Here is a 23,144-nt window from a genome sequence, read left to right as displayed (position 1 = left end):
GAATCACACGGTTATCCGGTCCCTCCCCGGGAAGGGTCGCCCCTGAAAGGGGACATTGACCTGACTGAGAAGGAGACTCGGCGATGTCGACCGTGAAGAGCCCGCTTCCCGACGATGCGCGCAAGGTGACCGGCGCCGTCCTGCAGGAGTCGCTGGTGGATCTCGTCGATCTGCACCTGCTGGGCAAGCAGGCGCACTGGAATCTCACCGGGCGCAACTTCCGCTCCATCCACCTCCAGCTCGACGAGCTCGTCGACCTGGCCCGTGAGCACGCGGACACGCTCGCCGAGCGGGCGGTGGCGATCGGGGTCAACCCGGACGGCCGGGCGCGCACGGTCGCCGACACGACCAAGGTCCACCAGCTCGACGCCGGCTACCTGCAGGACGACAAGGTGATCGCCGCGGTCACCGACCTGCTCGCCCAGATGATCCAGCGGTTCCGTGACCGCATCGAGACCACGGACGACTCGGACCTCGTCACCCAGGACCTGCTGATCGCCGTCGCGCAGGACCTGGAGAAGCAGCACTGGATGTTCGAGGCCCAGCGCTGAGCGCGGCCCGACCGGACGGCGGAGGACCCCGCCGCTCGGTCCCGGTCACGGCGTCGGCTCCCGGGGCGGCTGGCAGAAGGGGCACCAGAACGTGATCCGCTCCTCGGGCCGGTCGCCCTGCTCCGCCCGCCGGATGCGCGTCCGGCAGCGCCGGCAGGGGCGCCCGGCGCGTCCGTAGACGTAGTTCTGCGCGCCCGGCCGGCGTTCGCCCGTGGTGATCTGGTCCTGGTGATCCTTGTTGGCGTCCAGCAGCCGGCGGGCGAGCTCGACGAGGGCCTCCAGGTCGGGGACCGCGCCGACGGGACACCACGGGTCGACGCCCCGCAGGAACAGCACCTCCGCCTTGTAGAGGTTGCCGATGCCGGCCAGCCGGGTCTGGTCGAGCAGCGCCTCGCCGATCGCCCGCTCCGGGCGCTCCCGGAGGCGGCGCACCGCCTCGGCCGGGTCCCAGTCCGGGCCGAGCAGGTCAGGTCCCAGGTGGCCGACGACGCGGTCCTCCCGCGAGGTGCGCACGACCTCCACGACGCCGAGGGAGTATCCGAGCGCCTGCCACTCGGCGTTGGCCAGGACCAGTCGCAGGCGATGGTCGCGCGGGGGCGGCGGGCCGGCCCGCCGGATCCGCCAGGTCCCCTCCATGCGCAGGTGCGTGTGCACGGTGACGTCGCCCTCGACCCGGATGAGCAGGTGCTTTCCGCGGGAGACCGCCTCGATGACCGAACGACCGGTCAGGTCGGTGGTGGCGTAGCGCGGCACCCGGAAGTCGCTGCGCGTGAGCACCCGTCCGGCGAGCGCCGCGTGCAGCCGCTTGGCGGCCGCCCAGACGACGTCTCCCTCCGGCATGGCGTCCCCGGCCCGGCCGCCGTCTCAGCTCCGGAAGGCGGGGGAGTCCCAGGCGGCCGGATCCTCGGTCAGCTTGTTGACCGCGGGGGGCAGCTCGCCGGACGCGACGTCGGCGAGGGTCACCTGTTCGAGGATGGCCCGCTCGCTCGCCCGCAGGGCGATCCACACGGTCTGCAGAGCGCGCGCCGGTCCTTCGTACCCCAGGTGCTCCGGCCGCTCCCCGCGCACGCCGACGAGCGGGCCGTCGATGGCCCGGATGATGTCGGCCAGCGAGATCTGATTCGCCGGGCGGGCGAGCCAGTAGCCGCCCTCCGGCCCGCGCTGGCTGCGGACGAGCCCCGAACGGCGCAGCTGGCTGAGGATGTTCTCCAGGAACTTCGGGGGAATCTGTTGCGCCTCAGCCAGCTGGACGGCCGTCACGGGGCGTTCGCCGCCGACGGCTAGCTCGGCGGACGCGCGGAGCGCGTAATCGACCCGGGCGGACAATCGCATGTTCCGATTATCCCGCCTCGACGGAACTGATCACGCCAAGCGCCCCCGTTTTCCGATCGGGGTTCGGGTTTTTCCCGTCATCCGCCCTGTTTCGGGCCGATCCCTACGCCAGGGCGTCACCGGACACCGGCTCCAGGAGACCGATCACCTCCGCCGCGGCCCGGGCGTTGGCGCGCGTGGCCCCGTACGTCGCGACGTACGCGGCTCCTTCCGGCCGCCAGACCGGCACTCCCATCTCGACCAGGACGGCGTCCGGACGGGCGGCCAGCAGCGCCGTCACCAGGTCGCGCTGCCCGGGGTACCGGTGCGCGTCCCGGACGACGATGACGAGCGACCGCCCGTGGGCACGTTCCAAAAGGCCCGGGGCGTCGGCGTCGGCGGCCTCCACGCGCACCACGTCCGGCACCCAGGGGCCGAAACCCCAGGGGACCGGCCCGACCGCGATGTTCGACGGAGCCTGGATCTCGACGACGACGGGGCCGGAGGAGATCGAGGGCGTACCGGTGACCCGGACGGCCCGGCGGGCCGCCTCCAGCCCCACCGCGCGGTCGACCTCCGCGCTGCCGGCGGTGGCGAGCCACGCCTTGAGGTCGGCGACCCGCGCCGCGGCCTCCTCGAGCCGCTCACCGGGCAGCCGCCCCTGGCGTACGGCCTCGACGATGTGCTCACGGATGGCGCGCACGCTGTCCTCGAACTCCTTCGAGCCCAGGCACAGCAGATCCGAACCCGCCAGGAGGGCACGGACGGACGCCTCGGGGATGCCGATCGCGTCGCTGGCGGCGCGCATGTCCAGAGCGTCGCTGACGACCGGCCCCGTGTACCCGAGGGCACCGCGCAGCAGCCCGGTGATCGCGGCGTGCGAGAGGGTCGCGGGAGTGTCGCCGGTGAGGGCCGGAACGCGGAGGTGACCGGTCATGACGGAGGCGACCCCCGCCTGGATGGCGGCGCGGAACGGGACGAGATCGCGGCGTTCCAGCAGCGGCAGGTCGGCGTCCACCGTCGGGATCTCCAGGTGGGAGTCCTGGGAGGTCGCGCCGTGGCCGGGGAAGTGCTTGGCGCACGCGGCGACCCCGGCCTCCTGCAACCCGGCGACCGCCGCGGCGATGTGCCGTGCGACCGTCTCGGGGTCGGAGCCGAACGCCCGGGTCCCGATGATCGGGTTGTCGTCGGCGGTGTTGACGTCCGCGGACGGGGCGAAGTTCAGGTTGACTCCCACCTCCCGCAGTTCGGCGCCGAGCGAGCGGTACACCCGCCGGGTGACGGCGGGATCGTCCAGGACGCCGAGCGCGGCGCTGCCCGGGTACGGGCTGCCGGTGTCATGGGCGAGCCGCGTGACGTCGCCGCCCTCCTCGTCGATGGAGATCAGCGGATCGGCGTGCCCCCGCAACGCCGCGGTGAGCTCGGCCAGCTCGGTGGTGCCCGGCACGTTGCCGTTGATGGCGAAGAGCGTCACTCCGCTCATGCCCCGCTCCAGGCCCTCCAGGATCCAGCGCGGCGGAGTGGCGCCGGGGAAGGGGGCGAGCAGCGTGGCGTTCGCGAGGCGCTCGAGAGACGGGTCGCTCATCAACCCTTCACCGCCCCTGCCACCAGGCCGGACACCATCCGGCGCTGCACGATGAGGAAGAACGCGATGACGGGGAGGGTGAGCAGCGTGGACGCCGCCATGATCGGGCCCCAATCGTTTCCGGAACGGCCGAAGAAGAACTGCAACATGATGGGCAAGGTGGCCTTGTCCTGGTCTTTGAGGAATGTGTAGGCGAAGGGGAATTCGTTCCAGGCGGTGATGAAGGAGAAGACGCTCGTCGCCACGAGGCCGGGTGCCACGAGGGGGAGCAGTACCCGGAAGAAGGTCCGCAGGTGTCCGGCGCCGTCGAGCGCCGCCGCCTCCTCCAGCTCCTTGGGCACGGCCGCGACGAATCCGCGCAGCATCCAGATGCCGAACGGCAGCGCGAACCCGACGTACACGGCGGTCAGGCCGACCAGGCTGTTCAGCATGTCCATCCGCTTGAGATCGACGAACAGCGGGATGACCAGCGCCTCGCACGGGACCATCTGCACGATGAGCAGCATGATCAGGAAGGTCGTGCGGAACCGGAACCGGAACCGCGCCACGGCCGTCGCCGCCAGGAGCGCGAGCAGCCCGGAGATCAGCACGGTCGCGATCGCCAGGATCGCGCTGTTCGCCAGGTAGTGCCAGAAGGAGACCCCGGCGATGCCGCCGCCCACGACGAAGCGGAAGTGCCCCAGGGTCGGGTGCTCCGGCAGCGGGTGCGGCGTGGCGCTGAAGATCTCTCCGTTCGGCTTGAACGCCGTGGAGACCATCCAGAACACCGGGAAGGCCGAGATGAGGAACACGCCGATGCCGGCGGCGTTGAGCGCGATACGGCGCCACAGCGGAGCTCTCATGCCGCTCCCTCCTGACGGATGACCATCCGCGCGTACATCGCGGTGACGAGCAGAACGATCAGGGTGAGGACCACGGCGATCGCCGAGCCGAGGCCGTACCTGGCGTTGAGCGAGCCGAACGCCTCCGAGTAGCCGTACAGCGACAGGTTGAACGAGTCGCGGTTGGCCAGGCCCGACATGACGAACAGCTGGGTGAACACGCGGAAGTCCCAGATCACCGAGAGCACCAGCAGGACGCCGAAGATCGGGCGCAGCAGCGGAAAGGTGATCTTCCAGAAGTTCTGCCATGGACTGGAGCCGTCGACGCGGGCCGCTTCGTACAGCTCGCTCGGCACCGTCCGCAGCCCGGCGAGCACCGAGACCGCGACGAACGGGAACGACATCCACACGACGCAGATCGTCAGGACGGTGTACGTCGGCAGCGGCGTGGCGAACCAGTTGTAATTCGCCCAGCCCGATCCCACCAGCGCGTTCGGCAGGAGGTCGAGGAACCAGTTGACCAGGCCGCCGGTGGTGCCGAACAGCCAGGAGAAGATGATCGCGGCGGTGATCGGCGGGGTCGCCCACGCGATCATCACGCCGCCCGCGACGAAGGCCGACATCTTCCTGCCGAGCCGGTTGATCAGCAGGCCGACGAGCGTCCCGATCAGCAGGGTCACGGTGACCGCGACGACCGCGAACAGGACCGTGTGGCGGAACGTGGTCCAGAAGAACCCGTCGCCGAGAATCTGCCGGTAGTTGGCGAGGCCGACGTTCTCGGCCGGCTCCCCGCGGAGCTGCCGCACGCCGACCTTCTCGAACGACATCCGGCCGATCTGGACGACGGGCCAGATCAGCAGCACGCCGATGACCAGGAGCGCCGGCAGGATGAGCAGGTACGGCCCGGAGCGTGGGCGGCGACGAGGCCGGGCCGGGCCGGTGACGTCCCGGCCCGGCGTCCGCCGCACCGGCTGAGCGGTGTCGAGCATGGAGGCGGTTCCTTACTGGTTGAGCAGGGAAGCGGCCTGCTCGTCGGCCTTCTGCAGCTCCTCGTCGGGAGACTTGCCCTGCATGATGGCCTTGACCGCGTTCGGCAGCACCTTCTTGGCGCCCTCGTAGTCGGCCCAGCCCTTGCTCGTGGGCGTGAACCGCACGCCGCTGGCGGCGGCCTGCGCGAAGGGACCCATGATCGGGTCGTTCTTGTACGTCGCGCTCTGCAGGACGTCGGTGAACTGCGGCAGGAACTTCAGCGTGGAGGCGAAGGCCTGCGCGTTCTTCTTGCTGTCCAGCACGGTCAGGTAGTCGAACGCGACGTCCTTGTACTTGCTGTCCTTCCAGACCGCCAGGTCCGAGCCGCCGGAGAAGACCGGCGCGAGACCGCCGTCCTTGCCCGGGATCGGGAAGACGCCCCAGTTCGCGGAGTCCTTGGCGTTGATCTTCTGCAGCTGGGGGAGGGCCCAGCTGCCGTCCATGTACATGCCGACCTTGCCGAGCGCGAAGTCCTGCTGGGGGCCCTGCAGCTCGTTCTTGCCGACGTACTTGTCCGGGGCGACCTTGTCCTTGCTGACGAGGCCGGCGTAGAACTGGACGGCCTCCTTGGCCTGGGGCTGCGCGAGCGTGCCCGCCCACTTGCCGCCCTGCTTGACGGCGACGTCGCCGCCGTTGGCCCAGACGAAGCTGAGGATGCCGTTCGTCCAGTCGCTCGGCGCGGCGATGCCCGGCACGCCCTTCTTGTCCTGGATCTTCTTGGCCGCGTCCACGAGGCCGGCCCAGGATGTCGGGGGCTGGATGCCCAGCGCCTTGAACCAGTCCTTGTGGTACCAGACGGCCCGGACGCCGCCGTACCAGGGAGCGGCGTACGTCTTGCCGTCCACCTGGTCGTTGGCGAGGGCGCCCTTGTTGAGGTCCTTGCCCTCGGCCCAGCCCTTCAGCTTGTCACTGATGTCGGCGAAGGCCCCCTGCTCGATCCAGGACTGCACGTCGGTGTTGCCGACCTCGGTCACGTCGGGGCCGGAGCCGCCGGCGATCGCGGTCTGGAACTTCTGGGTGGCCTGCGGCCAGGGGATGTACTGCACCTGGACGTCGGTCTTCGGGTGCTTCTGCTGGAACTCGGCCTTGACCCCGTCGAGGAACTTCGTCTGCTCGGGGCTGCCGTCGCCCATCTGCCAGACGACGATCTTCGCCGGGTCCTTGCCTCCGGCCGAATCGTCCTTCTTGTCGTTCCCGCCGCAGCCCGCGACGGCGACCGTGAGGACGGCGGCTGTGGCGGCGGCCTTGGTGAACCGCATAATGGAACTCCCTTCGGTCACGCCACCGGCGCGTACGTCGCCGCACGGGGTCCGTGTCGTGCGGTTGTGTCGTATGCGCTGGTGGTGAAGCGCTCCTACAGCCGGCGCTGTAGCGGCTCATGTCTAAACTTGGGGTAACGGGTTGCTTGGCTGCTAAACTAACAAGAAAGTTTCCTAAGCAATAGGCCGTCACCAAATCGATACGGAATGGGGCCGCAGATGCCGAGTCGCCCGGGGACACCGAGGCTGCTGCGCGAGCTCAACGACCGATCCGCCCTGGATCTCCTCGTGAGCTCCGGCCCGCTCACCCGGGCGCAGATCGGGCAGCACACCGGCCTGTCCAAGGTCACCGCGTCTCAGCTGCTCTCCCGGCTGCAGGAGCGCGGCCTCGTGTCCGTCGTCGGCGAGCAGGCCGGCGGCCGAGGACCCAACGCCGCCCTGTACGCCGTCGTCCCCTCCAGCGCGTACGTCGCCGGCATCGAGGTCGGTCCCAACCGCGTGACGGCCGGCGTCGCCGACATCACCGGGCAGATAGCCGCCGAGGTGACCGTCGACCCGAACGGCGCCGAGGACCCGGTGTCCGTCATCCATGACGCCGTCGTCAAGGCCTGCCGCTCGGCCCGGATCTCGCTCGCCAAACTGCACGCGCTCGTCCTCGGCACCCCCGGCGTCATCGACCCGCGCACCGGGGACGTGCAGTTCATCTACGACCTGCCGCACTGGCACGCGGGCATCCTCCAGGCGCTCCGCCGCGACCTGCGGCTCGAGGTGACCATCGAGAACGACGTGAACCTCGCCGCGCTCGCCGAGCGGGCCGACGGCGCGGCCCGGGACGTCGGCGACTTCGCCCTGCTGTGGGCGACCCGCGGCATCGGGCTCGCCGTCATGCTCGGCGGCCGGCTGCACCGCGGCGTCTCCGGCGGCGCCGGGGAGATCGGCTACCTTCCCGTGCCGGGCATGCCGCTGCCCGACGAGGACACCGAGTCGCTGACCTGGGGCATGCCGGCACTCGGCGGCGGCCTCGGCGCGCTCGTCGGCGCCGACGCGATCCGCGAGCTCGCCGGCCGGTACGGCTTCGCCGCCTCGACCGCGACCGAGTGCGTGCGGACGGCGGCCGGGGCGGGGGAGGACGGCGAGCCGTTCATGCGCGAGCTCGCCGCGCGCCTGGCGTACGGCGTCGCGTCCGTGACGATCGTGCTGGACCCCGGACTCGTCGTGATCGCCGGGGACGTCGGGCGGGCCGGCGGGGAGCGGCTCGCCGGGCTCGTTGAGGAGGCCGTCGCGCGGATCTGCCCGACGCGTCCCCGGGTCGCCCTCACCCGGGTGGAGGGGAACCCCGTCCTGCGCGGCGCGCTGCTCGCCGCCGTCGACCGCGCCCGCGACGACGTGTTCTCCGCCTCGCCCGCCTGAGCGGCGGCGCCGCCAGACGGGACGTGTGCGGGAGAGCGGGCACGGCCGGCTCCCGCGCTCCGACCGGCCGCCGAGCCGGACCGGCACCCCGTGGCCGTCCCGCCCGACCGAGCACGCGAGAAGCCGGCCGGGCCGCAGTGCGACCCGGCCGGCTCAGTGTTCAGGCCCTCTGGAGGCGGTTGAGCTCAGCCACACAGGCGCTCGATCGCCGCCGCGTGGTCGTTGTAGTCCTTCTCGGCCGCGATGGACTTCTGCCGGGCTGCTTCGAGAGCGGCAGTGTCCCCCGAGAAGGTCGCGAACAGTGCCTCCTCGGCCGCTTCGGCGTGCCGCCGGCGGGCCGCGTTACCCGCGTCGCGGTGCTCCTGGATTTCGTCCTGGTTCGACATCGGGGTGTTCCTTTCCGTTGGGGAACACGACTCCTTCACACGGGAGCGTGATCCTTCCCTTTGGTGACACGACCCACGAAGGTCGCCGTTCAGACCGTCCCGGTGGGCGCCACGACGCAACCGGTTCGGCCCACGCCGTGACCGCCGTCGCCACTCGCGTCGACCGAGCACACGAAAGAACCGACCGGTCGGCGTGACGGCCTACTAGCCGATGTAATGCGGGATGTACTGATGCAAGGGATCTCTCATCCCCGAGCCGATGGGCATCGCTCGCGGTCACGCAGCGTCGCCGAGCGTACGTTCTCCGCCGTCGCGTACGGATCGTTCCTGCCGCATTGATAGGTTCTGCGGCGACTGTGTTGATCTATCGGGAGGCCCGCCGTGCCGAATGTCCAGCCGCTTGCGAACGGGGATCCCCGGCGGCTGGGGGCGTACGAGGTCGTCGGGCGGCTCGGTGAGGGCGGCCAGGGCATCGTCTACCTCGGCCGTGGCGCCGGCGAGTCCGTCGCGATCAAGGTCCTCCAGGCTCAGCTGATGGAGGACGCCGGGGCCCGCACCCGCTTCGTCCGCGAGGTCGAGGTCACCAAGCGGGTCGCCCGCTTCTGCACCGCTCAGGTCCTGCACGTCGGCATGGCCGACGACCGCCCGTACATCGTCAGCGAGTACGTTCCGGGCCCTTCGCTGCAGCAGCAGCTCCGGGAGGAGGGGCCCCGCCAGGGCGCCGCCCTCGACCGGCTGGCCATCAACACCGCCACCGCGCTCGCGGCCATCCACCAGGCCGGCGTGGTGCACCGGGATTTCAAGCCCGGCAACGTCCTCATGGGCCCGGACGGCCCCGTGGTGATCGACTTCGGCATCGCCCGCGCACTCGACGCGACCGGGACGACCGCCGCCAGCCAGGTCGTCGGCACGCCCGCCTTCATGGCGCCCGAGCAGCTGACCGAGGGGCGCGTCGGCCCGGCGACCGACATGTTCGCGTGGGGCGTCACGATCGCGTGCGCCGCCTCGGGCAAGCCCCCGTTCGGCAACAAGTCCATCCCCACGGTGATCCACAGCATCCTCCACGACGAGCCCGACCTCGGGGCCCTGGACGGACGGCTGCGCCAGATCGTCGCGGCCTGTCTCGCCAAGGACCCGGCGCGGCGCCCGACCGCCCGGCAGCTCATGGACGCGCTGATGGGCCAGCAGGGCGCCACCGGCCTCCTCGACCTCTCCGGCGCGCCCGGAGCGCCGATGCCCGGCGGGGGCGCTTTCCCGCCGGCCGGTGCGACGGGCGGTGCGACGGAGGTGCTGCCGCCGGGCGGCAGGCCCGGAGGCGGCACCGAGGTGCTCCCGCCGGCCGGTCCGCAGGGCGCCGGAACGCAGGTGCTGCCCCCCGCCGGTCCGCAGGGTGCCGGCACGATGCGGATGCCCGCCGGCCCACCCACGTCGTCCACCCGGCGGATGCCGCCGTACGGTCCGGGCTCCGCCGCGCCGCCCGGGGCCCATCACCCGTCCGACGGCGGCACGTACAACCTCCCGCCCGTGACGCCGCCCGCGCCCGCGTACGGCCGGGAGCCGGCACCGAGGAGAGGCGGCACGGGAGGCGTCGTCGCCGCGGTCGTCGCCGGCGTCATCCTGCTGGCCGGCGGCGGCGCCGTGTACGCGGCGATGAACAACGGCGGGGACGGCCAGAACGCCGCCGAGCCCAGCCCCAGCGTCAAGAAGCACAAGGCCAAGAAGTCGCACACGCCGTCGCACCGGCCGACGCGGAAGAAGACGCCGTCGCATTCGCCGACCCCGAAGAAGACCATGCGGGCCAACCCGTACACCCCCGAGCGGCTGTGCGGTCCCGGCTTCCACAAGATCGAGAGCCACGGGCTCGGCGGGGCGACCGTTCATCTGCTCTACAACGACGCCAGCGGCGCGAACTGCGTCGTCACCATGGTCCCCAAGTCGAACGGCGACAAGGTCCGCATGACCGCGACCCTGGCGGTCAAGGACGGCGGCCAGGGCACCAGGTCGGCGACCACCCCCTTCTTCGCCGGCCCGGTACGCCTGCCCGCCAAGGACAAGTGCGTCCGCTGGGGCGGCTCCTCCCCGACGGCCGCCTGGACCAGCGGCTGGACCCACTGCCACTGACCATCCCTCCGCCCCCCACGGCGTACCGAACTGTCCCGGACGCCGGTGGCGGGCCTCACGTCTAGGGGCGGACGCGAGTCTCGGTAAAGGCCCGAGTAGCTGGGTGATACGTCCTGATAAGGGCCCCGCTTCCGGTGGCTTGACCGAGCGTTGTGCCCGACGCGCACGCGGGCCTCGATGCGCTTTCCCTCAACCCCACCGGCGGCCGCGAGATCCGGCCGATAGGCGTGCCACGTGGATATGTCTGATTCCGGTTATTTAAGCGACTCGATCATCTATCTGGTCGCATGATGGATTTCCCCCGATTTGGGAGGTCCCTCATGCTTCGCTCCATCACGGCCGCCATCGCCGCGTGCCTGCTGCTGGCCGGCTGTAACTCCACCGCCTCGCGGGTCTCATCGCATCGCGACAGGGCCGGCTCCTCGCGATCCGCGGGGAGACCAACGGACACCGCCGCTCCGGAGCCGACCAGCACCCTCGCGCCCGGGTCATGTCACGCCTCCAGCCTTGACCCGGCCACCACCCATCCGGATCCGCACTGCACTCCTGGCGCCCTCAACCCCGCCGTGACCCAAGCCAACATTCACCACACGATCTGTATCTCCGGCTACACGAAGACGATCCGCCCACCCGTCGCCTACACCGACGCGCTGAAACGGCAGCAGATCCGCGAGTACGGCTACACGGACACCAATCCGCGCTCCTACGAAGAGGACCACTTCATTCCGCTGAGCCTCGGCGGCGCACCACGCGATCCGCAGAACCTGTGGCCCGAACCCGGCGCGTCACCGAATCCCAAGGACGACATCGAGTTCAAGCTGTACAAAGCCGTATGCGCCGGCACAGTGACACTGGCCGCCGCTCAGAAGGCCATCACCACGGACTGGACGACCGCAGGCCAGATCATCCACTAGGTGTATCCCCGGTCGGCCGGACCCGCACCCACGAAGCCTCCGGCCGAGATCGAACCGGCGGCCTGCCGCTTACCCGGCAGGCGTTCAACCCCGGAGGCGGAGGCCGCGGGGGGTGGGGTGGAAGCCGGCGGCCTCCAGGGCGGCGGCGAGCGGGGAGTCGACGATCGACTCGCCGTCGGCGCGTTCGACGGTGAGCTTGCCGAGCGCGCCCTCGCGTACGGCCAGGGCCAGGGCGTCCACGGCGGGCTGCAGGTCGTCCTCGCCCCAGGACAGCAGGGTCTTGCCGCCGCGTTCGACGTACAGCGTGAGGCGGCCGTCGACCAGCGCGACGAGCGCGCCCGCCTTGCGGCCGGGCTTGTGCCCGCTCGCCACCTCACCGGACCGCTCCGGCCAGGGCAGCGCCGCGCCGTACGGGTTGGCCGGGTCGGTCGCGGCGAGCACCACCGCGCGCGGCGCGTCGGCGTCGGGACGCGTCGCGCGCAGCCGGTCCACGGCGCCGGGCAGCGCGAACTGCGCCGCGCCCAGGCCCTCGACGAAGTAGCCCCGCCGGGCCCGTCCGGACTCCTCGAACGCCTTGAGCACCGGGTACACCGCCGCGAACCCGCCCGGCGTCCGCTCGGCCATGACGGCCCCGCGGATCACGATGCCGTACCGGTCGAGCAGCGTCTCGGCCTGCGCGTGCCCGCGCCGCGTCGTGTCGGCCTCCGGCTCGGGCAGCAGCCACCAGCGGCCCGCGACGGTCGGCGGGCCGGTGCGCGACGGCATGGCCGGCCGCCGACGCGTCCGGGACCGGTGCGTCGTACGGCTCGAGCCGAGCCGGGCGCGCAGCGGCGCGAGGGTGTCGTTCGTGAGCCGGCCCGCCCACACCAGGTCCCACAGCGCGGTGACGAGCTCCTGGTCGTTCAGCGACCCGACGCGGTCGGACAGCGTGCGGAAGAACACCGCGCTGCCGTCGGACAGCGACTCCAGGACGCGTTCGTGCAGCGGCGTCAGGGTGATCTCGGCGGATTCGGGCATCAGCAGGGGGGCCGTGTCCGCGAGGTACAGGGACACCCAGCCGTCGCCGCCCGGCAGCCCGCCCTGGCCCACCCACACGACCTCGCCGGAGGCGGTCAGCTCGTCGAGCATCGTGGGGGAGTAGCCGGGCACACGCGCGGGCAGGACCAGCGACTCCAGGGCGGACGCGGGCACCGCCGCGCCCTGCAGCTGCTCGATCGCGTGCACGAGCGCGTCGATGCCGCGCAGCGAGCCGCGCGCCGTGATGCCGTGCCAGGCGGGCAGGAACCGGGCGAGCGCCTCCGGCGGCGACGGCTCCACCTCGGCCCGCAGCCGGGCGAGGGAGCGGCGGCGCAGCATCCGCAGCACGCCCGCGTCGCACCACTCCGTGCCGCGTTCGCCGGGCGTGAAGTCGCCCTCGGCGACCCGGCCCGCCGCGGCCAGCCGCCGCAGCCCGTCGGTCACCACGGCGACGCCGAGCCCGAACCGCGCCGCCGCGTCGGCCGCGTGGAACGGCCCGTGCGTACGGGCGTACCGGCTGAGCAGGTCGGCGAGGGGGTCGGCGACCGGCTCCAGGAACGCCTCCGGGATGCCCACGGGCAGTGGAACGCCGAGCGCGTCGCGCAGCCGGGCGGCGTCCTCGATCGCCGCCCAGCGCTCGACGCCGCCGATCCGCACCCGGATGGCCCGGCGGGCGTCCTCCAACTCGGCCGGCCAGTGCGGATCGACGCCGCGTTCGACCAGCTCGTCGGTGCTCAGCGGCCCGAGCTCGCGCAGCAGGTCGGCGGTGCCCTCCCGGTCGCGGGCGTGCCGGTCGGGCGTCAGCCGCCGCAGCTCGCGGTCGGCCTCCGCGACCACCTCCGGGTCGAGCAGCTCACGCAGGTCCGCCTGGCCCAGCAGCTCGGCGAGCAGCGTCGAGTCCAGCGCGAGGGCCTGGGCGCGCCGCTCCGCGAGGGGGGCGTCGCCCTCGTACATGAACGCGCCGATGTACCCGAACAGCAGGGACCGCGCGTACGGCGACGGCACCTGCGTCTCGACCTCGACGAGCCGCGCCTTGCGGCTCGCCAGCTCCCGCATCAGCGCGATCAGGCCCGGCACGTCGAAGACGTCCTGCAGGCATTCGCGCACCGTCTCAAGCACGATCGGGAAGGAGGGGTAGCGGCTCGCCACCGACAGCAGTTGCGCGGCCCGCTGCCGCTGCTGCCACAGCGGCATGCGCCGGCCCGGATGCCGTCGGGGCAGCAGCAGCGCCCGCGCCGCGCACTCCCGGAACCTGGAGGCGAACAGCGCCGAGTTGCCCAGCTCGTCGGTGACGATCCGCTCGATCTCCTCGGGGTCGAACACCGCCAGATCGCCCGCCGGCGGAGCCGCGCCGGTCTCGTCGAACGCGGCGCCCGTGTCGGGCACCCGCAGCACGATGCCGTCGTCGGAGTGCGCGGCCTGCGCCTCCACGCCGTACCGCTCCCGCAGCCGCGCGGCCATGGCGAGGGCCCACGGCGCGTGCACCCGCGCCCCGAACGGCGAGTGCACGACCACCCGCCAGTCGCCGAGCTCGTCGCGGAACCGCTCCACCACCAGCGTCCGGTCGTCGGGGACGTAGCCGGTGGCCTCCCGCTGCTCGGCGAGGTACGCCACGAGATTGCCCGCCGCCCAGTCGTCCAGGCCGGCCTCGCCCAACCGCGCGCGGGCCGGGTCCGGCTCGAGCGTGGCCAGTTCACGGCTGAACGCCCCCAGCGCCCGGCCCAGCTCCGCCGGCCGCCCCGGCGCGTCACCGTGCCAGAACGGCAGCTTCCCCGGATGGCCCGGCGCGGGGGAGACCAGCACGCGGTCGGGCGTGATGTCCTCGATCCGCCACGAGCTCGCGCCCAGCACGAACACGTCGCCGACCCGCGACTCGTACACCATCTCCTCGTCGAGCTCGCCGACCCGTGAGGACTTCTCGCCGACGAGGAAGACGCCGAACAGGCCGCGGTCGGGGATCGTGCCGCCGCTGGTCACCGCCAGCCGCTGCCCGCCGGGCCGGCCGCGCAGCACCCCCGCGACGCGGTCCCACACCAGCCGCGGCCGCAGCTCGCCGAACTCGTCGCTGGGGTACCGGCCCGCGAGCATGTCGAGGGTCGCCTCCAGCACCGACCGGGGCAGCGTCGCGAACGGCGCCGCCCGGCGGACGAGCGTCTCCAGCTCGTCCACCGGCCACTCGTCCATCGCGGTCATCGCGACGATCTGCTGCGCCAGCACGTCCAGGGGGTTGCGCGGATACCGCAGCTCCTCGATCCGCCCGTCGCGCATCCGCTCGGCCACGACCGCCGTCTGCACGAGGTCGCCCCGGTACTTCGGGAAGATGACGCCCTTGGAGACGGCGCCGACCTGGTGCCCGGCCCGGCCGATCCGCTGCAGCCCGGCCGCCACCGACGGCGGCGACTCCACCTGCACGACCAGGTCCACCGCGCCCATGTCGATGCCCAGCTCCAGGCTGGAGGTCGCCACCACGGCCGGCAGCCGGCCGGCCTTCAGCGACTCCTCGATGCCGGCCCGCTCCTCCTTGGAGACCGAGCCGTGGTGTGCGCGTACGACGTCGGCGGGCGCGCCGCGCGAGGCCCCCGCCTGCGCCATCATCTCCGCAGGTGAGGAGTCCTGCGGCAGCGCCTCGCCGTTCTGCCTCTCCCAGGAGAGCTCGTTGAGCCGCCCGCTCAGCCGCTCGGCCAGGCGCCGGGAGTTGGCGAACACGATCGTCGACCGGTGCTCCTCGATCAGGTTGAGCACGGCGTCCTCGACGTGCGGCCAGAGGTTGCGCCCCCGCAACGGGGAGTCGTCCTCGCCACGCGGGTCGGGCGGAAGCTCGGTCATGTCCTCCACCGGCACGGAGATCCGCAGGTCGACCTCCTTCCCGTGCGGCGGCTGGACCACGGTCGCGGGCCGTACCCCGCCGAGGAAGGTCGCGACCTCCGTCACCGGGCGAACCGTCGCCGACAGCCCGATCCGCTGCGCGGGACGCTCCAGCAGCGCGTCCAGCCGCTCCAGGGACAGCGCCAGGTGGGCGCCGCGCTTGGTGGCCGCCACGGCGTGCACCTCGTCGACGATCACGGTCTCCACGCCGCGCAGCGCCTCGCGGGCCTGCGACGTCAGCATCAGGAAGAGCGACTCCGGCGTCGTGATCAGGATGTCGGACGGCTTCGTCGCGAACCGGCGGCGCTCGTCGGCGGGGGTGTCCCCGGAGCGTACGGAGACGCCGATGTCCGGCTCGTCCAGTCCCAGCCGCCGCGCCGTCTGCCGCAGCCCGGTCAGCGGGGCGCGCAGGTTGCGCTCGATGTCGACCGCCAGGGCCTTGAGCGGGGATACGTACACCACGCGGCAGCGGCGCTTCGGATCCTCCGGCGCCGGCGTCGAGGCCAGCCGGTCGAGCGACCACAGGAACGCGGCGAGGGTCTTGCCCGACCCGGTCGGCGCCACCACCAGGGTGTTGTCGCCGCGGGCGATCGCCTCCCAGGCGCCCGTCTGGGCCGTCGTGGGCGCCGCGAAGGCCCCGGTGAACCAGGCCCGTGTCGGGGCCGAGAAACGGTCGACGGGGTTCATTCTGTCAGTGTGCCTCGCCCCACCGACTGAATCGTTCGCCGGTGACGACGGGCGGTAGCTTGGGGCACGTGCGACTAACGGTGTTCTGGGATCGGATGAACCAGCAGTTCGGCGAGGGCTACGCCGAGAGCGTGGCCAAGGACTACGTCATGGCCGAGCTCGACGGTCGCACCATCGAGCAGGCGCTGGCCGACGGGGAGAGCGCCAAGGACGTCTGGCGGGCCGTCTGCGCCACCTTCGACGTTCAGCAACGGCTCCGGTGAGCGTCGACCGGCTGCTCGCCGAGGCGCGTACGCGGCTCGTCCAGGAGTAGGCGCGGCGCCCGTACGCTCCCGGCTCGCGCCGTACGACGGCCGGTAGCCGGGCCGCGGTCGGCCGGCGGGCCGTCAGATGACCGCGACCGCGGTGATCAGGCCGATCGTCACCTGCGTCGCGCCGAGGAGCACGGCGGCGGGTTCCAGGGACTCGGCGGCCATGAGCGCCGCGACGTCGATGCGGAGCAGGACCCGGATGATCAGGAACCCGATCTGCTGGGCCACGATGCCCACGAGTCCCCAGACCAGCGTCGCGATCAGCCCCTCGCTCAGCCGGCCGCCGGAGGCGTAGATCGAGGAGGCGACGACCAGCCCGACCCCCACGATGCCGCAGACGGCCAGCAGCGCGGCGTTCGTGTTCCGCCCGTTACGGATGATCGAGGTGAGCCGTCCCGGCGTGGTCACGTCGACGGCGAAGAAGCCGATGAGCAGCAGGACCAGGCCGACGGCCGTGTACGCGGCGATCGCGCCGGCGCCCTTGCCCAGCGCCGTGCCGAAGTCGTGTGAGAACGCCAGGACCATCTGTCTTCTCTCCTTTGCCGAGGTCGGGGGAGTGCCAGGGGAAAACCGGTCAGGAAGGGCCTGCTCCGCCGTCCTCGGGCTCGGCCGGGATGCGGTGCGGGACGAACGACGACGTGTCGTCGGTGATCAGCCCGGACGTCTCGCGGATGCCCAGCCCGGCCGCCTCGTCGCCGACCACCCAGGCGCCGAGCACGGGGTGCTCGCCCTCGAAGTCCGGCAGCGGGCAGAACTCCTGGAAGACGAAGCCCTCGGCGCCGTACTCGCCCGGCGTGGCCGTCCGCACGCCGTCCGGCGTGACGATCCGCATGCTCGCGCCCTCACGTCCCAGCAGCGGCTTCTGCACGTACGAGGTGAGGGAGCCCGGCGTGCCGAGGTAGGACGGCAGCAGGTTCGGGTGGCCGGGGTAGAGCTCCCACAGCAGCACGAGCAGCGCCTTGTTGGACAGGAGCATCTTCCAGATCGGCTCGACCCAGCCGGCCCGCGGGACGTTCCGCCCGAACGGCTCGCCGACGATCCACTCCCACGGGTAGAGCTTGCAGAACGCCGTGATGTCGCGGTCCTGGAGGTCGACGAACCGGCCGCGGTCGTGGTGCCAGCCGATGTCCTCCATGGCGATCGCGATCCCGGGGATGCCCGCCTGCTCGGCGGTCTCCTGCAGGTACGCGATCGTCATGACCTCCTCGCCGGTCTCGTCCTCGTTCGTCCAGGCGAAGTGCACGGCCGATCCGGCGGGCACTCCGGGTGTGCCGGACCGGACGGCCGGGGCGATCTCCTTCCAGCGGTCGACGAGCCGCTCGTGGATGGAGTTCCACTGGTCGTCGTCGGAGTGGGTGTCGCGCACCCAGTACCACTGGATGATCGAGCTCTCCAGCAGCGAGGTCGGGGTGTCGGCGTTGTACTCCAGCAGCTTCGCCGGGCCCGAGCCGTCGTACCACAGGTCGAACCGCCCGTAGAGGTGCGGGTCGCGGCGCCGCCACGACGCCTCGATCAGCGGCCACACCCACTGCGGGATGCCGAACACCGCGTACCGGCGGGTGCTCACGACGTGCTCCACCGCGGCGAGGCACATCCGGTGCAGTTCCTCGACCGTCTCCTCGAGGGCGAGCACCTCGTCCATCTCGAACGTGTAGTGCACTGACTCGTCCCAGTACGGGCGGGTCAGATGCTCGGGATGCGAGGTGCGGTGATAGGCCAGCCCCTGCGACTCGACGATCTGATCCCAGCGCGCCCGGGGCTTCGAATGCCCGCGCCGCACCGCTCAGCCTCCCCGCGAACTGCTGCCGTGGTGACCGAACCCGCCCCGCGAGACGCCATGGCCGCTGCTGTGGCTCTTGCCGCTGGAGATCACCCGGCCGCCGCGCGAGACGATCCGGGTGCCCCCTCGCGGGCGGACCGACGAGCCGCCCGAGACGTAGCCGTTGTTGCGGTACCGGCCGCCGTAGTACCAGTAGTAACGCCCGTACGATCCGCCGTTGTCGCAGAAGTAGTCGGGGACGACGCGGTAGGAGCTGCCGGCCGGCGCCCAGCTGTCGACGCAGTACGCGGTCTCACTCCGCGAGGAGCAACCGACGAGGGTCAACGACAGAAGGCTCACCGCGCTGAGTTGCACGATGCCGGACCGCATCATCCGGCGGGCGTCCTTCGGGGGCATTTGCGGTCGGATCTCCGGAGTTGGGAGTGATGACCGGTAAGTCTAGAGCCAAGATCCTGACGAAAGCACTACCTGATCGGGAAGCTGAGGTACAGATCCGCAGGTTCGGCCACCGACGGCAGATCGCTCACCTGACCGTCGCCGACCTCGACCACCCGCCAGGTCCCGTCCTCGCGCCGGGCCAGGTCCGTCGTGATGAACCGGCAGCCGAGCGCGCGCACGCACGGCGCGATCGGGTCCGCCTGCGGACGCGGATACCGGTCCGGCGTGTCCGGGTGGGGACCCATCAGCACCGGCTCGCCGTCGACCCACCACACGCGGGCCTCGCCGCCGTCGAACCGCTCGTACTCACGGATGACGACGCCGCCGGCGAGGAGGTCGCCCTGGCGTTCGACGAACCGGGTCACCACGGCGTGCAGCCGCTCCACGTCGGCGAGGTCGGGGATGTAACAGGCCTCGTCCCACTCGTGCTTGCGCGACTTGACGTAGTCCTTCACGACCGCCGGCCCGGACCGCAGCGGGCGTACGAGCTCGGCCAGCTTGTCGGCCGCCGGGGTGGCGCCGGGGGACAGCGGCAGCCACACGCTGGCGGGCGTGACGCCCGCGAACGTGTCGTACCAGCCGGGCAGCTCATGGGCCTTCTCGTAGCCGTCCGGCGGAACGGCGAGGACGACGCCGCGGGCGGCGAGCGCGGCGGCGAGCGCGGCGTACTGCGCCGTCGTCGCCATCCAGCCGCGATACCAGGCCGTTCCCAGCCCGTCGGGCACGCGCCGTACGGCCGCGGCGGCGTCACCGCGCTGCAGGGCGTCATGGTCGATGAGCGCGACCGATCCGCCGAGCGCACGTACGGCCTCGGCCTCTCGGGCGAAGTGCTCGTCGACCCGCCGGGGGTGCAACGGGTCGGCGCACATGAGGATGGTCACCGGCATGATCCTGTGCATCAGCGTAGGGCAAGACGCCGGGTCTTTCCCGGGGGAATCGGCGCGTCCGTTCATGATCGAACACGTGTTCGGCTAGAGTGAAGGAAGCGACGACGTTGTCCACAGTGGTGGGCCGGACCCTCGAAAATTGTCGGCGGGTCCCCGTAACGTCGCTTCCGACAACAGCAGGCATCGACCCCACAGGGACACCTCACATGGCAGCAAACGATCGCGAGAAGGCCCTCGAGGCGGCGCTCGCGCAGATCGAGCGGCAGTTCGGCAAGGGTTCCGTCATGCGGCTGGGCCAGGAGGGGCGCCCCCCGGTCGAGGTGATCCCGAGCGGTTCGATCGCCCTCGACGTCGCCCTGGGCATCGGCGGCTACCCGCGTGGCCGCGTGGTCGAGATCTACGGTCCGGAGTCCTCCGGTAAGACGAGCCTCGCCCTGCACGCCGTGGCGAGCGCGCAGAAGGCCGGCGGCATCGCCGCGTTCGTGGACGCGGAGCACGCGCTCGACCCGGAGTACGCCAAGAAGATCGGCGTCGACATCGACGCCCTCCTCGTCTCCCAGCCCGACACGGGTGAGCAGGCCCTCGAGATCACCGACATGCTGATCCGCTCCGGCGCGATCGACGTCGTCGTCATCGACTCCGTCGCGGCGCTCGTGCCCCGCGCCGAGATCGAGGGCGAGATGGGCGACAGCCACGTCGGCCTCCAGGCCCGCCTCATGTCCCAGGCCCTCCGCAAGCTCACCGGCGCCATCAACCAGACCAAGACCACAGCGATCTTCATCAACCAGCTGCGGGAAAAGGTGGGGGTTATGTTCGGTTCGCCCGAAACGACCACCGGTGGTAAGGCGCTGAAGTTCTACGCGTCGGTGCGGCTGGACGTGCGGCGGATCGAGACGATGAAGGACGGCACGGACGCGGTCGGCAACCGCACCCGCGTCAAGGTCGTCAAGAACAAGATGGCCCCGCCGTTCAAGGTGGCCGACTTCGACATCCTCTACGGCGTGGGCATCAGCCGCGAGGGCGGCCTGATCGACATGGGCGTCGAGCACGGCTTCGTGCGCAAGTCCGGCGCCTGGTACACCTACGAGAACGACCAGCTCGGCCAGGGCAAGGAGAACGCGCGGCGGTTCCTCAAGGAAAACCCGGACATCGCCGACGAGATCGAGAAGAAGATCAAGGAGAAGCTCGGCGTCGGGCCGCGCATCGACGCCCCGGCGGAGCCGGCGGGCGCTCCCGCCGCTCCTCCGGCGGCCGCTGCCGCTGCGGGCAAGGCCGCACCGGCCAAGCGTGCCGCGAAGACCCCGAAGCCGGGAGACGTGTGATCCCGGGTCGTCCTTCGGTGGGACCGCTCGAGGGACTGACCCATGAACGCTCCTGAAGGGTGGCGGCGTCCCGCTCCACGCCGGACCGAACCCGGCGCGGACCCGTCGGCGGGCGGCACGGCCGATCCGGCGGGCACCGAAGCTCTTCCGGCGGACGGCACAGAGATCCAGGTGGGCGGCGCGAACACGTCGGCGGGCGGCGCGGCCCGGCGGGCGCGTGCCCAAGCCGCCCCGGCGACCGGCGCGGCCGGTCCGGCGGGTGCCGAATCTCTTCCGACGGCCGGTCCGGGGAACACGGCGGGCGGTGAGACAACGGCGGCCGGGAGGCCGGGGCGGCGGGGGCGGAGGCGCGGCGGGGGCCGCCTCGCCGAGGGGCCGACGCCGGGCAGCCCGGCGGCGCAGGGCCCGCCCGCCGATCCGGAGGCGGTGGCGCGCGAGATCTGCCTGCGACAGCTCTCCTTCGCCCCCAAGACCCGCGCCCAGCTCGCCGACGCGCTGCGCCGCAAGGGCGTGCCCGACGACGTCGCCGAGCGGGTGCTGGGCCGCTACTCCGAGGTCGGGCTGATCGACGACGCGGCGTTCGCGCGCGCCTGGGTCGAGTCGCGCCACGCCGGCCGGGGGCTGGGCCGCCGGGCGCTCGCGGCCGAGCTGCGGCGACGCGGCGTCGCCGACGAGACGGTCAGCGAGGCCATGGAGGAGCTCGGCCCGGAGCAGGAGGAGGCGGCGGCCCGCGAGCTGGTCGCCCGCAGGCTGCCCGGCACCCGGGGCCTCGACCCGGTCAAGCGCACCCGGCGGCTGATGGGCATGCTCGCCCGCAAGGGTTACTCCGGCGGCCTGGCGTACCGTGTCGTCCGCGAGGCGCTGGAGGCCGAAGGCGCCGAGGAACTCCCGGATCTATCGTTCGACGACTGATGTCGCCACCGGCATCCTCCGCGCGGCCCCGGACTCCAGGCCGGGGCGCGTCAAGGCGTGTTCTCGATCGGTGTCAGGTGGACGCGGCCGGTCTCGTCGACCCGCCAGCCCGGATTGTGGCAGATCTCCCAGACGACGCCGTTCGGGTCGGCCACATGGCCGTGGTAGCCGCCGAACTCCGCGGTCTGCGGGCTCTTGACGAGCGTTCCGCCGGCCTCGACGGCGCGCTTCACGGTGGCCTCGACGTCGGCGGGGGTCGCGACGTTCTGGGACAGGGTGAGACCGCCGAGCCTCCCGTCGTTCGCCGTGCCCTGCATGTCGGCGACGAACTTGGTCGCCTCGAACAGGCCCAGGACCAGGCCGGGGGCGATCTGGAAGAAGATGATCTCGCCGGGGACGTCCAGGAGCGGTGTCCAGCCGAGCCCGTCGCGGTAGAAGGCCCGGGCGGCGTCGAGGTCGGGCGTCGACAGAGTGATGAAGTGTGCTCGCTGTTCCATGTTCTCCAGCATGGCGCGAGCGCGGGGAGGCGGTCTTGAACGGATCGGACACGACGTCCTCGCACGCGCCGGACCCGGCGTCCTTGACCCGGCCGGACCCGGCGCCCTTGACCCGGCCGGACCCGGCGCCCTTGACCCGGCCGGACCCGGCGTCGCTCTACCGTGAGGTCGCCCCCGCGGAGCCGCACCCGTTCGTGCGGTGCTGGTGGGAGCAGAGCGTCGACGAGCGGGTGGACGGCTACGTGCAGCGGGTGCTGCCGGACGCCTGCGCGGACGTGATCGTCTCGGCGGACGGGAGCGCGGTCGTCGTCGGGCCGGCGACGGAGCCCGTCCTGCCCCGGTTGCGCGGTGGGGAACGCCTTCGGGGGCTGCGCATCCATACCGCCGCCATCGGCACGGTGCTCGGCCTGCCCGCCTGCGAGCTGCGCGACCTCAAGGTGCCGCTCCGCGAGCTGTTCCCGGCCGCCGAGGCGGGACGGATCGCGGACGACGTATGGCGCGGTCGGAGCTGGTCGCCCGCTGTGGACGGGCCGCCGGAGGACCGCCGGATCGAGTACGCCGTCCGCCGTCTCATGCGAACCGGGACACGGGTCGCGGACCTCGCCGGGGAGCTCGACCTCTCCGAGCGCCAGTTGCGCCGTTTGCTCCTGGCCGCGACCGGGCTGGAGCCACGGACCCTGCGGCGCGTGGCGCGCCTCCAACGCTTCCTGACATTGTCCGACCAGGCCCGTACGCCGTCCGCCCAGGCCCGTACGCGGCCGGCGTCGGATCGGGCCCGTACGCGGTCGGATCGGGCCTGTACGCGGTCCGGTCCGGTCCGGCCGGAAAGGTCGCTGGCCGAGCTCGCGGTCTCCGCCGGATACGCCGATCAGGCGCATCTGAGCCGGGAGGTGCGCGTCCTGGCAGGGCTGACGCCGTCCGCGCTGCTGGCCGAACGTCACCCGTCCGCGGCGACGGCCGGCCGGCCCGGTGACACAGGGCATGACTTCCCGGCTTGACCCGACGGGCTCCTCGAAACCGGCCGTCGGGGGTGACCCGCTC

21 protein-coding genes are annotated in these 23,144 nt (G+C 72.1%); 8 read left to right on the top strand and 13 right to left on the bottom strand.

The window, feature by feature from the left end; all coding sequences use genetic code 11:
- Positions 1–83: 83 nt before the first annotated feature.
- The gene (locus tag AB0K82_RS22195) at positions 84–551 is read left to right on the top strand and encodes a DNA starvation/stationary phase protection protein (RefSeq protein ID WP_364399546.1); all 468 of its coding nucleotides are present in this window, start codon (positions 84–86) and stop codon (positions 549–551) included.
- A 45-nt stretch (positions 552–596) separates the two neighbouring features.
- On the opposite strand, the gene AB0K82_RS22190 is transcribed toward AB0K82_RS22195, so the two are convergent.
- The 6 genes from AB0K82_RS22190 to AB0K82_RS22165 form a co-directional block, all read right to left on the bottom strand.
- Entirely contained in the window at positions 597–1,391 is a 795-nt protein-coding gene (locus AB0K82_RS22190) for a DNA-formamidopyrimidine glycosylase family protein (RefSeq protein ID WP_364399544.1), read from the bottom strand.
- 24 nt (positions 1,392–1,415) lie between these two features.
- Complete coding sequence (locus AB0K82_RS22185) at positions 1,416–1,883, bottom strand: Rrf2 family transcriptional regulator (RefSeq protein ID WP_364399543.1); 468 nt, start codon at positions 1,881–1,883, stop codon at positions 1,416–1,418.
- A gap of 103 nt (positions 1,884–1,986) precedes the next feature.
- On the bottom strand, positions 1,987–3,447 hold the full coding sequence (locus AB0K82_RS22180; RefSeq protein WP_364399541.1) for a glycoside hydrolase family 3 N-terminal domain-containing protein: 1,461 nt from the start codon (positions 3,445–3,447) through the stop codon (positions 1,987–1,989).
- Positions 3,447–4,289, bottom strand: a complete 843-nt coding sequence (locus AB0K82_RS22175; RefSeq protein ID WP_364399539.1) for a carbohydrate ABC transporter permease — start codon at positions 4,287–4,289, stop codon at positions 3,447–3,449. Before AB0K82_RS22175 ends, AB0K82_RS22180 begins: the two co-directional genes overlap by 1 nt.
- Positions 4,286–5,257, bottom strand: coding sequence for a sugar ABC transporter permease (locus AB0K82_RS22170; protein WP_364399538.1), 972 nt, complete (start codon positions 5,255–5,257; stop codon positions 4,286–4,288). Before AB0K82_RS22170 ends, AB0K82_RS22175 begins: the two co-directional genes overlap by 4 nt.
- A 12-nt stretch (positions 5,258–5,269) precedes the next feature.
- Entirely contained in the window at positions 5,270–6,556 is a 1,287-nt protein-coding gene (locus tag AB0K82_RS22165) for an extracellular solute-binding protein (protein WP_364399536.1), read from the bottom strand.
- Between the two features lie 219 nt (positions 6,557–6,775).
- Between AB0K82_RS22165 and AB0K82_RS22160 the strand changes: the two genes are divergently transcribed.
- Positions 6,776–7,966: an ROK family transcriptional regulator gene (locus AB0K82_RS22160; protein ID WP_364399534.1), complete on the top strand. Its 1,191-nt coding sequence runs from the start codon at positions 6,776–6,778 to the stop codon at positions 7,964–7,966.
- 185 nt (positions 7,967–8,151) lie between these two features.
- On the opposite strand, the gene AB0K82_RS22155 is transcribed toward AB0K82_RS22160, so the two are convergent.
- Entirely contained in the window at positions 8,152–8,352 is a 201-nt protein-coding gene (locus AB0K82_RS22155) for a hypothetical protein (RefSeq protein ID WP_364399532.1), read from the bottom strand.
- Positions 8,353–8,733: 381 nt separating this feature from the next.
- Between AB0K82_RS22155 and AB0K82_RS22150 the strand changes: the two genes are divergently transcribed.
- Entirely contained in the window at positions 8,734–10,473 is a 1,740-nt protein-coding gene (locus tag AB0K82_RS22150; protein ID WP_364399530.1) for a protein kinase, read from the top strand.
- Positions 10,474–10,793: 320 nt separating this feature from the next.
- Positions 10,794–11,387 (top strand): hypothetical protein, encoded by a 594-nt coding sequence (locus AB0K82_RS22145; RefSeq protein WP_364399528.1) that lies wholly within the window; start codon positions 10,794–10,796, stop codon positions 11,385–11,387.
- 84 nt (positions 11,388–11,471) lie between these two features.
- On the opposite strand, the gene AB0K82_RS22140 is transcribed toward AB0K82_RS22145, so the two are convergent.
- Positions 11,472–15,956 (bottom strand): ATP-dependent helicase, encoded by a 4,485-nt coding sequence (locus AB0K82_RS22140; RefSeq protein ID WP_364399526.1) that lies wholly within the window; start codon positions 15,954–15,956, stop codon positions 11,472–11,474.
- A 68-nt stretch (positions 15,957–16,024) separates the two neighbouring features.
- Between AB0K82_RS22140 and AB0K82_RS22135 the strand changes: the two genes are divergently transcribed.
- A complete protein-coding gene (locus tag AB0K82_RS22135; RefSeq protein ID WP_364399524.1) occupies positions 16,025–16,219 on the top strand; it encodes a DUF3046 domain-containing protein in 195 nt (64 codons plus the stop codon).
- Positions 16,220–16,342: 123 nt separating this feature from the next.
- Here the strand turns inward: AB0K82_RS22135 and AB0K82_RS22130 are convergent, their stop codons facing one another.
- From AB0K82_RS22130 to AB0K82_RS22115, 4 genes are all read right to left on the bottom strand, one after another.
- Positions 16,343–16,792 (bottom strand): DUF350 domain-containing protein, encoded by a 450-nt coding sequence (locus tag AB0K82_RS22130; protein WP_364399522.1) that lies wholly within the window; start codon positions 16,790–16,792, stop codon positions 16,343–16,345.
- A 49-nt stretch (positions 16,793–16,841) separates the two neighbouring features.
- Positions 16,842–18,047, bottom strand: a complete 1,206-nt coding sequence (locus AB0K82_RS22125; RefSeq protein ID WP_364399520.1) for a glutathionylspermidine synthase family protein — start codon at positions 18,045–18,047, stop codon at positions 16,842–16,844.
- A gap of 3 nt (positions 18,048–18,050) precedes the next feature.
- Positions 18,051–18,443, bottom strand: coding sequence for a hypothetical protein (locus tag AB0K82_RS22120; protein WP_364399519.1), 393 nt, complete (start codon positions 18,441–18,443; stop codon positions 18,051–18,053).
- A gap of 68 nt (positions 18,444–18,511) precedes the next feature.
- On the bottom strand, positions 18,512–19,384 hold the full coding sequence (locus tag AB0K82_RS22115; protein WP_364399518.1) for an ATP-grasp domain-containing protein: 873 nt from the start codon (positions 19,382–19,384) through the stop codon (positions 18,512–18,514).
- 194 nt (positions 19,385–19,578) lie between these two features.
- Here AB0K82_RS22115 and recA point away from each other — a divergent pair, with 194 nt between their 5' ends.
- Both recA and AB0K82_RS22105 read left to right on the top strand, forming a co-directional pair.
- Positions 19,579–20,694, top strand: coding sequence for a recombinase RecA (gene recA / locus AB0K82_RS22110; protein WP_364399656.1), 1,116 nt, complete (start codon positions 19,579–19,581; stop codon positions 20,692–20,694).
- Positions 20,695–20,736: 42 nt separating this feature from the next.
- Positions 20,737–21,606 carry a regulatory protein RecX gene (locus AB0K82_RS22105; protein WP_364399517.1) on the top strand — a complete coding sequence of 290 codons (870 nt, stop codon included), beginning with the start codon at positions 20,737–20,739 and terminating at the stop codon, positions 21,604–21,606.
- Between the two features lie 50 nt (positions 21,607–21,656).
- On the opposite strand, the gene AB0K82_RS22100 is transcribed toward AB0K82_RS22105, so the two are convergent.
- On the bottom strand, positions 21,657–22,103 hold the full coding sequence (locus AB0K82_RS22100) for a VOC family protein (protein WP_364399515.1): 447 nt from the start codon (positions 22,101–22,103) through the stop codon (positions 21,657–21,659).
- A 35-nt stretch (positions 22,104–22,138) separates the two neighbouring features.
- Here AB0K82_RS22100 and AB0K82_RS22095 point away from each other — a divergent pair, with 35 nt between their 5' ends.
- Complete coding sequence (locus tag AB0K82_RS22095; protein WP_364399513.1) at positions 22,139–23,101, top strand: DUF6597 domain-containing transcriptional factor; 963 nt, start codon at positions 22,139–22,141, stop codon at positions 23,099–23,101.
- Positions 23,102–23,144: the final 43 nt, after the last annotated feature.

Origin of the sequence: Actinoallomurus sp. NPDC052274 (assembly GCF_040679475.1) — a bacterium.
In the GTDB taxonomy this organism is placed as follows: Bacteria; Actinomycetota; Actinomycetes; order Streptosporangiales; family Streptosporangiaceae; genus Actinoallomurus; species Actinoallomurus liliacearum.
This window is presented reverse-complemented; position numbering and strand designations above follow the sequence as displayed.